Here is a 12668-nt window from a genome sequence, read left to right on the forward strand (position 1 = left end):
TCCACCCCGAACCCCTTCGGTCGTACCGGCACGAACCCCATTAGCGGCACCCCCTCGGACGCCATCGGCCGCACCACCTCGAACGCCCTCGCCGTCGATCTCAAGGTCCGCGACTCCGCGCGTGTCGCCTGCGAGCGCGTCGGGATCATCCGATGCCAGCCCGTTGAGCGCCGCCGCCTGAGAAGCGCTGAGCGGGACCGCCACCTCCAAGATAACGGGATCACCCGACAGCGAATCCTTTTTCGACGTACACGCAGGGGTGAAGAAGAAGGAGGCAACCAAGCCCGCGGCTGCAAAACGTGTGACACTTGCGTTCATGAGCATCCTCCGATCTCCTGACGCCGTTTGAGGCACCTTGACATGATGGGATGCCATCGAAATGACCGTACTCTCGATGCCGCAGTGGGTCAATCGGGAAAGGCTCGATGGAATTGAATCCTGGACAAGCACGATCTCCATGTGTAAAAATTACCAGCCATGGAGATCGACGCTTCGGATAGGCCCGCGGGAGGATTTTCAATCGAGCGGTATGTTGAATCCTCGCGGCCGTTGGATTTGGAGGGCATTCAGTGGGAGCAAAGTCGGGAGTATCCCATCACCCCGGAGGTTGTCCGCGCGGTCACCTATTTCATGGACATCGAATACCAGACGATCAACTATCTCCGTGATCTCTTAGCGGCGGGGGCGGCCAACGATCCGGAGATCGCCGTGTTTCTTTCCTGTTGGGGGTATGAGGAGATGTTCCACGGTCGCGCATTGGAGACGTTCCTGAAACAGTACGGCATCGAGGTCGCGCGAGAGCGCCTCGCCGAGGTCCGGCGGACGGTCACGTGGCGGGAGCGGTTCGAAGCCTTTGGAGCCAAGTTGTTGGCGAAGTACAACCGCCATTTTCCGGCGTTGTATCTGAGTTGGGGGGCTTCGCAGGAGATTTCGACCCTGATGGGGTATCAGGGGCTCGGACGACGCGCCAACAACCCGATTCTCACGGAAATTACCCGCCGAATCATCATGGATGAGTCCCGGCATTTCAGCTTCTACTACCACATGGCCCGAAAACACTTGTCTGATCCCCGGGCGCAGCGGCTCACTCGATGGGTCCTCACGCATTTCTGGTCGCCCGTGGGGCAGGGCGTCAAGCCCGACGCGGAAGTTCGCTGGATTCATCGGTTCATCATGGAGGGTGAATTCGGGAAATCCGCGATCCGGCACATCGACTCCATCATCAACAAGCTTCCCGGCCTCGATTCGCTCAACATCCTCGACCGCTACACCACCGCTCTCGGTCCGGCCTGAAGGGCAACAGTCATTTTACGTTCCCGCATGCGCGGGTACGACAATTGGAAGTACAATAGGCCCGTGTTGTATCGCAATTTCACGCTCGATCGATTCCAGGAGGAGGCGATCCGGCACATGCAGCAGGGGGCGTCCGTCCTCGTCGCCGCGCCTACCGGTTCGGGAAAGACTTTGATTGCGCAGTATGCGCTTGAGCAGGCCCTCCTGGAGGGCAAGCGGGCCGTGTACACCGCCCCCGTGAAGGCGCTCAGCAATCAGAAGTTCCGCGAGTTCTCCGCCTTGTGGGGGCATCGCGTGGGGATTGTCACCGGCGACGTGGCCATCCATCCCCAGGCGGAGATCATCATCATGACCACCGAGATTTTTCGCAACGCGCTGCTCGAATCGACCGATCTTCTGGAAAACGTCGGCTGGCTCGTCATGGATGAGATTCATTACATGGACGACCGCGACCGCGGCACGGTGTGGGAGGAGTGTCTCATCCTCGCCCCCGCGTCCATTCGCCTGGTCTGTCTGAGCGCCACTGTTTCGAATCTGGAAGACATCGGCAAGTGGCTGAAGGCGGTCCGGCCCGAGCGGCCCATCCACGTCGTCCGTGAATCGACGCGGCCGATTCCACTCGAACCGTCGGTCTTCGTGCCTTCGGTCGGCCTCATGCCGATCAACAAAGTCGGACGGCACATGGTCCGGTTCGGTAGACGCGGAAAATTCTGGGAGGGACGCCTCATCCTGGACCTCGAAGAAATGGATCGTCTGCCCGGACTGTTTTTCTGTTTCAGCAGGAGGGATGTGGAATATCTGGCCACCTCAAGGCGGATGCCGGATCTCGGCGCCGGCGTGGCGCATGAGTTGCTCGATGAATACAAGGCGCTGTGTCATCGCTTCGGCCTCCCGGAGAACATGGGGATGAAAGTGGCACTGGCGAGGGGGACCGCCTATCACCACGCCGGATTGCTTCCCGCGGAAAAAGAAGTGGTGGAAAGGCTTTTCTCGACGGGCCGGGTGCGGATGCTTTTCGCAACTGAAACATTCGCAATGGGGGTGCATATGCCTGCGAGAACGGTCATTTTCAGAACGGTTTTCAAGATGGATCATTTGCTCCGGGTCAGGGAATTCCAGCAGATGTCCGGCCGGGCCGGCAGGAGGGGACTGGACGAGAAAGGGTACGTCGTTCTCCCTCCCGAGGCCGCCGCTCTCAGCCGGGATGTGCTTGCCCATTTGGTGGATGGAGAGCCGGAGCCGGTCCAAAGCCGGTTCAAACTGTCCTACGGAACAATCCTGCACCTTTACGAAACGTTGGGTGACCGCATTTTCGAGATCCTTCAAAGTTCGTTCCTACACTACGATGGAACCCACAAACGGGATGTTGGGTTTGCGGAGCGCGAGGTGAAACAGCGGCTGCGGCTGCTCGAAACGCTGGGCTATATCAAAGGGGGGATCGTTACCCGAAAAGGGGAATTTGCCTCACGTCTTTACGGATTCGAGATGACGCTGTCGGAGGCTTTTCATCAGGGGAATCTGAAGCGGATTTCGGGAGAGGAGATTGCGGTGCTGGCATGCAGCATTGCGTACGAGGGCGACCAGGACATGACCCGGTTCCGATTGCCTCCGGGCGTGCCGTTCCGGAAGGAGTTCAAAAACGTGTGGGGAATTGCGGACGATCTGCGCCGACTGGAATACTCGCTCCGGATTTTTCCGCCGGTGCGACTGCTGGATTTCGGCATGGGCCCCGCCTTGTACACCTGGATGAACACGGGTGATTTTCAGACGGCGGCGTTGAAATCCGAGAGGGATCCGGGCGACTTGGTGCGGGTTTTCCGGCTGACGGTGCAAATCCTCCGCGATCTCAAGGAGGCGTGCGACGATTCCGAATTGCGCGAGCGGATGGGCCACGCCATCTCCAGAATTTCCCGCGGCGTCGTCGATCCCAAGGCCGAGCTCCTGGCGGGAATGGAGGCTGCACCCATTGCAGGAGAGCTTGCCGGCGCTGCACCTGGCCCCAGCCGTGCGATGTAGGACTTCCATTCTCCTGTGCTTGGCGGTGCTGGCTTCCTGCGGGAAGCAGACGCCGCAGGTCCTTCTGATCATCGACGACGATGTCTCCATCGGCGAGTCGGCCCAGGCGAACGGGTCGTATTTCCTGGGTGGCTTCGGGACGGGCTTCGGGGAGATCGACGGGGGCCTCGAGATCGTCTACGCGGTCAACTCCCCTGGCGTGAAGCTGCTGGGAGTGACCACGGTCTTCGGAAATACCTGGGTGGATTACGCGGTGGAGTCATCGCACGAGCTGCTGAACAAGATGGGCCGGAAAGAGATCCCGGTTCTCCGCGGCGCGGAAAGTCCACAGGACTTGGGCCGCTCGACCGAGGCGTCGGAATTCATTGTCCGCACCGCGCGGGAGAATCCCGGAGAAGTGGTCTTGGTTGCCTCGGGACCCGTGACGAATATCGCCACGGCGCTCCGGGAAGATCCCGATCTGTTTCGGCGAGTCCGAAGTTTCTACTACCTCGGTGGCTTCCTTGATCCTCAGAGATTCCCGTTCATGATCGATTTCAACACGGCGGGTGATCCGGATGCGGCCGACCTCGTGCTGGCCGAAGGAGAGGGGGTCAATCTCGGCCCGGACAGCGTCACGTTCGGCGCCCCGTTCCGATACGATGATTTGGACTATCTGCGTGGCCTCGGCACGGAGATGTCCGCGTATCTGGCACTCAAGATCGAACCCTGGATCGCGGCGCAATCGCTCGTGTTCGGCATCAAGGGGTTCTATCCCTCGGACATGGCCGGACTTGCGGTGGTCTTGGAACCGGATCTAGCCCAGAGCGTGGAGGAGCGGGGTCTTCGTGTGGATGTGGAGGGAACTCCCCTCTACAATCTCCCGAAGGGGCGGGTCTGGATCGTTCCCGATTCCAGCCGCGCTCCCGTGCGGATATGGCAGAACATTCGCGCCGAGGAGGCGCGGAAGAGATATCGAGAGCGGTTGCGTTGACGGGACCGCCTCCCGGTCGCAGTTGACTATTGCGACGAGTTCCCTACACTGCTCCCGGCTTGCGGCTCACGACTGGCGAATCCTGGGGACGTAGTGCAGCCTGGTTTTAACACGTCGCCCTGTCAAGGCGAAGATCGCGGGTTCAAATCCCGTCGTCCCCGCGGTGATTGTGGGCACTTGCGCCCAATCTGCAAAAGGGCCGGTTGACCCGTGTGGGGCCGGTGTGGGGACGACCGGAGAAAAACTGGGCTCTTCAGTTACCCGGCGCGGGCTACAAAAGCTCCCATGCCAACCGCCCGAAAGGGACTGGCGGTAACAGAATTGAACGGCAAGCCGTATGCCCTTGGTGGCGACCTATTGTCTCCCACGGCGCTCACCACGAACGAGGAGTACGACCCCGGAACGAACGCGTGGTCGGCAAAAGCATCGCTGCCAGGAAACAACCCGCAAGTGGCGGTTGCCGCGTTGGACGGAAAGATCTATGCGCTGGATGGTTTTGTCGCCGGGTTAACGATAAGCTCGGCATCGGTTTACAACCAAGCAACCAACACTTGGTCGGCCATTGCCTCTCTCCTCCAAGAGAGATCCTGGGCGACGGCATCTGCAGCAGGCGGCAAGATCTATCTTTTGGGCGGACGGAATTCCGGGTCCACCGCGGCCACGTTGTTGACTTTTGACCCGTCCTTCCCTACACTTCCGCGGTCATGAAGGACGAAACCGCTTGGCACTTGGTCGACGCCGATGGGAAGGTCGTTGGACGGCTGGCTTCTCGCGTCGCCCAAATCTTGCGCGGCAAACACAAGGCCACGTTTTCTCCCCATCTCGTGGAAGGCGACCATGTCGTGATCGTCAATGCCGAGAAGGTGCGATTCACGGGCGACAAGTGGAATGCCAAGGAATACCGGCACCACTCGGGCTATCCGCGTGGGTACAAGGCGGTCAACGCGGAGACGATGAGAAAGCGTCATCCTGAAAGGATCCTTCTGGAGGCGGTGTCCGGCATGCTGCCCAAGAACAAGCTTCGCAAGGTCATGATGTCCCACCTCAAGGTTTACGCCGGCCCGAGCCATCCGCATTCGGCCCAGCAGCCCAAGCCTTTGGCGCTCTGATGGAGCAGACGGAAGCGGCGGTTCCAGAGCGCGCTGAGCCGGCGCCGGGAGGGTCCGTTCACGCCGTTGGCAAGCGCAAGACCGCGGTTGCGCGGGTTTACCTCATCCCAGGCAAGGGAGAGATCCAGGTCAACAAGAAACCGTTCGAGCGCTATTTCGGCACACCGGCCGCGTACAAGTCGATTGTGCACATCCCCTTCAAGGTGACCAAGACTGAAAACCTGTACGACGTGAAAGTGAATGTCCGTGGTGGGGGAACCTCGGCCCAAGCGCAGGCCATCCGTCATGGGATTGCGCGCGCTTTGACCCAAATCAGCGATGATTTCCACGTCCCCCTGAAAAGGGCGGGACTCCTCACGCGCGATCCCCGGATGGTCGAGCGCAAGAAATACGGTCGGCACAAGGCCCGGCGCGGCTTCCAGTGGACGAAGCGGTAAGCCGGGTTTCCTTCCTCGCTGTCCTGACGGATTCCTCTCATGCCTCGCGGTAAGACGGCGCCGCGCACTCGCCCCAAGGCGTCCCCCGTCTGCCCGAAGATCCGCGTGGCGGTTTGCGGGGCGGCGGGCTTCACGGGCTTTGAGCTGCTTCGAATCCTTCTGGCCCACCCGAAGGCCGAAGTGACGCTGGCCACATCCGAGCAGGACGCCGGCAAGTCGGTTTCGGAGAGCCATCCCGTTCTGCGGGGGCGAACGGACCTGCGTCTGGAACACCTCGATTTGCTACAACAGACTTCCCGCGCGGACGTTTTCTTTTTGGCCCTTCCGAACGGGCAGGCGATGCAGATGGCTCCACAGCTTCTGGCAGCGGGAAAGAAGGTCATTGATCTGGGCGCGGATTTCCGGATACGCGATTTGGCGCTCTTTCGTAAATTCTACGGGAACCACTCGTCCCCCGAATTGGTGCGGAAAGCGGTCTACGGGCTGTGTGAGCTGCATCGCCCCCGAATCGTCCAGGCGTCGCTCGTGGCCAATCCGGGGTGCTATGCGACGTCGGCCATCCTGGCCCTCGCGCCTCTATTGGAGGCCGGCGTGATCGAGGGGGACGGGATCACCGTGTTCGCCGCTTCCGGCGTTTCGGGGGCAGGCCGGCGAACGGGGGACGACAAGAGTTTCGTCGCGGTCAACGAAGGATTCCATGCCTACAATCCCGTGACCCATCGGCACCGACCGGAAATTGAGCAGGAGCTCGAAGCGGCCTTGGGCAAGAGCGTGCATTTGTCTTTCATTCCCCACTTGTTGCCCCTCACGCGCGGCATATTGGCGACTATTTCCGCGCGATCCGCCTCGAAGTCCGGCGCCGCCGCGGCCACCGAAGTCTTGGAGAAGGCCTATCGCCATAGCCCGTTCATCCGTCTTCGAGTCCTGGAAACGACCTCTCCCAATGTTCTTGACGTCCAAGGCACGAATTTCTGCGACCTCGGCGTCATCGAGGACCGCAGCTCCGGGCGTCTTCTGATTTTCTCGGCCTTGGACAACCTGATCAAGGGCGCTTCCGGGCAGGCCGTGCAAAACATGAACCTCATGTGCGGCCTCGACGAAACGACCGGCCTGCTGTAGGAATTCTGCTGCGCCCTTCCCGCCATTTATGCCTGATGCGTATGGCCTAATCCACACTCTTAGGCAAGATACCATACATCTCGGGCCATCGTGGCCACTCGACACTTGCGCAAGGACCATACATCCGTGTGGCCCTTGCGCTACAACCTCGGGCCATCGTGGCCACTCGACACTTGCGCAAGGACCATACATCCGTGTATGGAGGCGCCGGGAGTCGAACCCGGGTCCGAGGATACGCGGGGAAGGACGCCTACGTGCGTGTTCGGTGTTTTATTTTGTCCCGCCGTCCCCCACCGACAGGGTGCGGCGGGACTAGGTCCCAGTATTATCTCGATCGTCGCCCTGAGTCCGCGACGCCGACCTATCCCGCATTGTAACGCCCGTTCCAAGCCGGCAGGAGCGACCTGGGCGGACGCCTCAGCAGCTAACTAAGCCGCGAGAGGGAGTGCCGTTGTTTCGGCGTTTGTTGGTTCTCCCCCACTTACCCGGAGAGAGTTAGGGCACGCCATCTTTCCTGTTGTATCCGCGTCGAAACCATACGCCCCCATCCGGATAGTATACCGTGAATCGTGAGGCGTGAGTAGTGAGTTGCGAGCAGCGCAGTCGTGAGGAAGAAGGGGCGGAAGGTGAAGACGTCGAGGAGAGTACTGTCAATGAACGAGGCCCTCTGGTAGAGTGGCTGGGAGGGTATGTTTCGGCATTCCATAGCGCGTCCGTTGGCCTGTCTGCTTACGGCCACAGCGATCCTTGTTACGGACAAGGTCGCGGGCGCGCAGGAGGCGCAGGAGAGCAACGCGGCGGCTTTGCTGTCAATGGCGGACAAGGCCGTCGAGGTGGGCAACCTTGAGGTGGCCAAGGATCTCTACGAACGGATCTTGCGAGAGCATGGGGACACGCGCGAGGCGGCAGCCGCGGTGAGGGCGCTTTCCATCCTTGCGGCGATCGAGGCGGAGCTGAAGGCCAAACTTGAGGGAGAAGAAGGGGAGGGCGCGGCGATCGCGGAGAACGATCGGAAGAAAATCGTCATCTTCCGTCGCGAACCGTATTCGTTGCTCACCAGGGAGCGGGTTCGACTCTCCACCTGGGAGAAGATTGATTTCGGGGTGACCGCGTTCACGTACGGGGCGTCCTTGGGATTCTCCTATTCCATTGCGGGGGGATCGGATGATTCCCCCCCTATGGGGCCTGTGGTGTTTGGCGCACTGGTGTATACACTGGGTTCACTGCTCTATCTTCACGAGGGGAATCCCGGCCGAGGAGACCTGCCGCTTGTTTTAGGCATCACGTCTTACGTGCCTACGACCGCGCTTTTGGCGTCGAATCTTGGGCGAAACGGCCTTTCTGCCGAGAATACGTCCCTCATCGTGGCGCTTTCGGGAACGGCTTCCGTGCCGATGGCGCTCTATTCGGCCTACCGGTTCGATCCGGACCCGGGAGATGCGCAGTTGGTAAGAGATGCCGGCTTTTGGGGAATGATCCTGGGAATGACGGGCATGATGGGTTTCGGCGGGGAGACGTGCCGCGATTGCCGCTATGAGGAATACGATGAGCCGTCCGCGCGGGCGGTTTCGGCAGCCGGGCTGGCCGGATTGTACGGAGGGATCACCTTGGGAGTCTTGGCTGCCCGAGGTACGGAGCCGTCATTGGAGCGGATTCGCATTGCCACGTGGGCGGGCTACGGCGGAGGTGTGCTGGGGCTATTGCTCTCTACCGAGAGCGACGAGCCCGCGGCGTGGCGGGGTCTCACGATTGGCGCGGCGGGAGGGCTTGCTCTCGCGTATGCCTTGGCCGCAGGAGTGGATCCGATTCCGCCTGAAACGCCGCTCCTCGGTTGCTTATCGGCTGTCCAGCCAGTCGTGGCGCCGGTTGTCGGGAAGGATGGGAACCCGGCATGGTCGATCGGCTTGCGTTGGTCTCGCCGCTAGCTCACAGCCCGAACGGTTTCCAGAGCGGAAGAGGGGGAGGAGGCTTCCCCCCTCCCCAGTGTAAGATTTGGGAGGGACGGGGGATGCCCTGTTATGCGAGATTGATGACGGGCACCGGGGTGGATTTGTTCACCGTTGACCCGTCGCCGAGTTGGCCGGGAAAGTGGAATGTCCCCTTTTCCATTACGCGCCCGGCGCGAGGGCCGGCCCAGGAGGACCGGTAGGTTATCCCAAGAAGAGGGAGCAGCTAAAGCTGCTCCCCTACGAAGTCGCCCCTACGAAGTCTCCTCCTACGAAGTCGCCCCTACGAAGTCTCGTCTGATCGCAGGTTCAGGGCAGGTTCGTAACCGGGACGGGGGTCAACCGATTGACCGTCGTGCCGTCGCCGAGTTGGCCGTACTGACCGGAGCCCCAGCATTTCACCATGCCATCGGATTGGAGGGAACAGGTGTGAACGTTGCCCCCCGCGATCCCGCTGGCGGCAGAAAGGGACGCCACCGGGACAGGCGTCGACTTGTTCACGGTCGTCCCGTCCCCAAGCTGACCGTTGCCATTGCTCCCCCAGCATTTCACCGTGCCGTCGGAAAGAAGGGAACAGGTGTGATTGACGCCCCCCGCCACGGCGACAGCACCGCTGAGCGTCGACACAGCGACGGGGGTCGATTTGTTCACCGTCGTCCCGTCCCCAAGCTGACCGAAGGGATTGTACCCCCAGCATTTCACCGTGCCGTCGGAACGAAGGGAACAGGTGTGACTGTTGCCCGCCGCGATGGCGACAACACCGCTGAGCGTCGACACGGCCACGGGGGTCGATTTGTTCGCCGTCGTCCCGTCCCCAAGCTGACCGTAGGGATTGTACCCCCAGCATTTCACCGTGCCGTCGGAAAGAAGGGAACAGGTGTGAACGTTGCCCCCCGAGACGGCGACAGCACCGCTGAGCGTCGACACGGCTACCGGCGTCGTCTTTTGCACCGTCGTCCCGTCCCCAACCTGACCGTTGCCATTGTACCCCCAGCATTTCACCGTGCCGTCGGAAAGAAGGGAACAGGTGTGGGTGGTGCCCCCCGCCACGGCGACAGCACCGCTGAGCGTCGACACGGCCACGGGGGTCGACTTGTCCGCCGTCGTCCCGTTCCCAAGCTGACCGTTGCCATTCCACCCCCAGCATTTCACCGTGCCGTCGGAAAGAAGGGAACAGGTGTGATATTGGCCCCCCGCGATCCCGATGGCGGAAGAAAGAGACGCCACCGAGACAGGCGTCAACTTGTCGGCCGTCGTCCCGTCCCCAAGCTGACCGTAGAGATTGTACCCCCAGCATTTTACCGTGCCGTCGGAAAGGAGGGAACAGGTGTGAAGACCGAGGTGGTTGGTGAGGCCTTCGCGGAAGGGGCGGGCGGGGGCGCCGGAGGCGGTGGATTCGTGGAGATTGGGATTCCTTACGCCCATCGGACCCACGGCAAACGAGACGGCCACGGGCGTAGTCTTGCTCACCGTTGTCCCATCTCCAAGCTCGCCCTGGGGGCCAGCCCCCCAGCAGTTCACCGTCCCATTCGACAGGAGTGCGCAAACATGGAACTCCGCGGTCGAGATGGCAACGGCATTTGTGAGGGTGGAAACCGCCACGGGCGTCCACTTGTCAACGGTCGTCCCATCTCCCAATTGGCCAAAACTAGTTGCCGACCAGTAGTTCATGCCCCAGCATTTGACGGTCCCATCCGAAAGGAGCGAGCAGGTGTCGAAACCGCCCGGGGAAACAGTTGCGGCATTTGTGAGGGTGGAAACGGCGACGGGCGTCCACTTGTCAACGGTCGTCCCATCCCCAAGCCTCCCGTAGGCGTTGCCTCCCCAGCACTTGACGGTCCCGTCGGACATGAGAGCGCACATGTGGCCGCTGCCGGCTGCCACTGCCACCGCGTTCGAGAGAGACGATACGGCCACGGGGGTCGTCTTCTGCAGCGTTGTCCCGTCGCCGATCTCCCCACTGAGATTGCGCCCCCAGCATTTCACTGACCCATCCGACACCAGCGAACAGGCAACGTCGCCGCCGGAAGCCACTGCAATGGCACCCGTCAGGCTGGTAACGGCCACGGGCGTAGTCTTGTTCGCGGTGGTGCCGTCCCCCAACTGGCCATAGCTATTGATCCCCCAGCACTTGACCGATCCGTCCGAGATGAGGGCGCAGGTCTGGTAGGAGCCCCCTCCCGTCACGGCCAAGACGCTCGAGAGACTGGAGACCCCCACGGGGGTTGACGTGAGCGTCGCGGTGGTGCCGTTGCCCAACTGACCTTCCAGGTTGCGTCCCCAACATTCGACGGTCCCATCCGAAAGGAGCGCACAGGTATGCATATAGCCGCCGGTGACGGACACCGCGTTGGTAAGCGAGGAGACGGCCACGGGGGCTGATTTGTTCACCGTGGTACCATCCCCGATCTGGCCCTCCGCATTGCGTCCCCAGCACTTGACCGTGCCGTCCACCATGAGCGCACAGGCGGACTTGCCGATGTGACCCGAGATGGCTTTCGCAACACCGGTGGTGGACCATGTGCGGGCGTATTTTTCGACGGTGTTGGTGTCCACGTTGCCGGCTTCGTCGCGGGCGCGGACGACGTAGTACACTTGGTTGCCGAACGTGAGCGAGCCGTCGCCGTAGTTGACGGCCCCGGCGGAGGTTGTGAACGTGGCGTTAAAACTTCCTTGGCAGTCCGCTTGAGGCGCCTCACGGCAGATCTGGTAGACGATGTTTCCAGTGGCCGTCACCGTGTCCGAACCGGCTGACCAAGCGAGGTTTACGTTGGTTTCGGAAGTGGCCGTGGCGCTTGTGAGGCCGGCGAACGTCGGCGCAGTCCAGTCGTTCGTCCACGTGATGTCCAGATTGTTCGCCGTTGAGTTTCCGTTCCCGGCGGCATCCACGCAGGCGATGTATCGGGTGTAAGCGGTATCCGCGTTGAGCGCATCGGTGAACTGGCAGGCGGTTGCGCTCGCGCAGGCGGTGCCGGTCCCCGAGTTGTAGGCGGAGTCGGTGGTGTACCATCGGCAGCCGGTGGTGCCGGAGACGGCATCCGTGGAGGTGAGGACGATGTCCGTATTCGAATCGTTTGTTGTGTCGTAATACGTCGTTGCGTTGTCCCCCTCGACGCTGGTGAGGGTGAGCGGCGGGGCGGTGTAGTCGTTCGTCCATGAGATGTCCAAGTTGTTCGCCGCGTCGTTCCCGTTCCCGGCGGCGTCTACGCAGGCGATGGAATATGTGTACGTGCTCCCCTCCGTGGCCGCCCCGGTGAACGAGCAGGATGTGCTTGAGGCGCAGGCGGTGCCGGTCCCTGCGTTGTAGGCCGAGTCGGATGTGTACCATCGGCAGCCGGTGGTGCCGGAGACGGCATCCGTGGAGGCGAGGACGATATCCGTGTTCGAATCGTTTACCGTGTCGTAATACGTGGACGCCGTATCGCCCTCCACATTGGTAAGCGTGAGCGGCGGGGCGGTGTAGTCGTTCGTCCATGAGATGTCCAAGTTGTTCGCCGCGTCGTTCCCGTTCCCCGCGGCGTCCACGCAGGCAATGTAGCGGTTGTAGGTGGTGCCTTCGGTGTCCACACCGGTGAAAGAGCACGAGGTGGCGCTTGCGCAGGCGGTGCCGGTGCCCGCGTCGTAGCCTGAGTCGGTTGTGTACCAGCGGCAGGCGGTGGTGCCGGAGGGGGTATCGGTGGAGGTGAGGACGATGTCCGTGTTGGAGTCGTTTACCGTGTCGTAGTACGTTGAGGCCGTATCGCCCTCGACGCTGGTGAGCGTGAGGGGAGGGGCG

General features: G+C 61.6%; 10 protein-coding genes, 1 tRNA gene and 1 other RNA gene. 9 read left to right on the forward strand and 3 right to left on the reverse strand.

Going from position 1 to position 12668, the window contains the following annotated elements; genetic code table 11:
• On the reverse strand, nucleotides 1-318 hold a 318-nt coding region (locus tag HYT87_20160; GenBank protein ID MBI2062035.1), incomplete at its 3' end, for a hypothetical protein.
• A 159-nt stretch (nucleotides 319-477) separates the two neighbouring features.
• Here HYT87_20160 and HYT87_20165 point away from each other — a divergent pair.
• From HYT87_20165 to HYT87_20200, 8 genes are all read left to right on the forward strand, one after another.
• On the forward strand, nucleotides 478-1293 hold the full coding sequence (locus HYT87_20165; protein ID MBI2062036.1) for an acyl-ACP desaturase: 816 nt from the start codon (nucleotides 478-480) through the stop codon (nucleotides 1291-1293).
• A 63-nt stretch (nucleotides 1294-1356) separates the two neighbouring features.
• On the forward strand, nucleotides 1357-3309 hold the full coding sequence (locus HYT87_20170; protein ID MBI2062037.1) for a DEAD/DEAH box helicase: 1953 nt from the start codon (nucleotides 1357-1359) through the stop codon (nucleotides 3307-3309).
• Nucleotides 3299-4282, forward strand: a complete 984-nt coding sequence (locus HYT87_20175) for a nucleoside hydrolase (GenBank protein MBI2062038.1) — start codon at nucleotides 3299-3301, stop codon at nucleotides 4280-4282. The genes HYT87_20170 and HYT87_20175 overlap by 11 nt, the downstream gene beginning before the upstream one ends.
• A gap of 84 nt (nucleotides 4283-4366) precedes the next feature.
• Nucleotides 4367-4443 (forward strand) — tRNA-Asp (locus HYT87_20180).
• A gap of 124 nt (nucleotides 4444-4567) precedes the next feature.
• Nucleotides 4568-4990, forward strand: a complete 423-nt coding sequence (locus HYT87_20185) for a hypothetical protein (GenBank protein MBI2062039.1) — start codon at nucleotides 4568-4570, stop codon at nucleotides 4988-4990.
• Entirely contained in the window at nucleotides 4987-5391 is a 405-nt protein-coding gene (gene rplM, locus HYT87_20190) for a 50S ribosomal protein L13 (protein ID MBI2062040.1), read from the forward strand. The genes HYT87_20185 and rplM overlap by 4 nt, the downstream gene beginning before the upstream one ends.
• Complete coding sequence (rpsI, locus tag HYT87_20195; GenBank protein ID MBI2062041.1) at nucleotides 5391-5828, forward strand: 30S ribosomal protein S9; 438 nt, start codon at nucleotides 5391-5393, stop codon at nucleotides 5826-5828. Before rplM ends, rpsI begins: the two co-directional genes overlap by 1 nt.
• 39 nt (nucleotides 5829-5867) lie before the next feature.
• Nucleotides 5868-6947, forward strand: a complete 1080-nt coding sequence (locus HYT87_20200) for an N-acetyl-gamma-glutamyl-phosphate reductase (protein ID MBI2062042.1) — start codon at nucleotides 5868-5870, stop codon at nucleotides 6945-6947.
• 196 nt (nucleotides 6948-7143) lie between these two features.
• Here the strand turns inward: HYT87_20200 and ssrA are convergent.
• Nucleotides 7144-7493: a transfer-messenger RNA gene (gene ssrA / locus HYT87_20205) on the reverse strand.
• A 170-nt stretch (nucleotides 7494-7663) separates the two neighbouring features.
• On the opposite strand from ssrA, the gene HYT87_20210 reads away from it, so the two are divergent.
• Nucleotides 7664-8872: a hypothetical protein gene (locus HYT87_20210; GenBank protein MBI2062043.1), complete on the forward strand. Its 1209-nt coding sequence runs from the start codon at nucleotides 7664-7666 to the stop codon at nucleotides 8870-8872.
• A gap of 330 nt (nucleotides 8873-9202) precedes the next feature.
• On the opposite strand, the gene HYT87_20215 is transcribed toward HYT87_20210, so the two are convergent.
• Nucleotides 9203-12668, reverse strand: a 3466-nt coding sequence (locus HYT87_20215) for a hypothetical protein (protein MBI2062044.1), incomplete at its 5' end; no start/stop codon positions are given.

The sequence above is a fragment of the Nitrospirota bacterium genome (assembly GCA_016180645.1).
In the GTDB taxonomy this organism is placed as follows: Bacteria; JACPQY01; JACPQY01; order JACPQY01; family JACPQY01; genus JACPAV01.

Bases quoted from the DNA above. Each gene is read 5' to 3' on its own strand.
- HYT87_20200 (MBI2062042.1), top strand. From the start codon at position 5,868: ATGCCTCGCGGTAAGACGGCGCCGCGCACTCGCCCCAAGGCGTCCCCC.
- rplM (MBI2062040.1), top strand. From the start codon at position 4,987: ATGAAGGACGAAACCGCTTGGCACTTGGTCGACGCCGATGGGAAGGTC.
- HYT87_20185 (MBI2062039.1), top strand. From the start codon at position 4,568: ATGCCAACCGCCCGAAAGGGACTGGCGGTAACAGAATTGAACGGCAAG.
- rpsI (MBI2062041.1), top strand. From the start codon at position 5,391: ATGGAGCAGACGGAAGCGGCGGTTCCAGAGCGCGCTGAGCCGGCGCCG.
- HYT87_20165 (MBI2062036.1), top strand. From the start codon at position 478: ATGGAGATCGACGCTTCGGATAGGCCCGCGGGAGGATTTTCAATCGAG.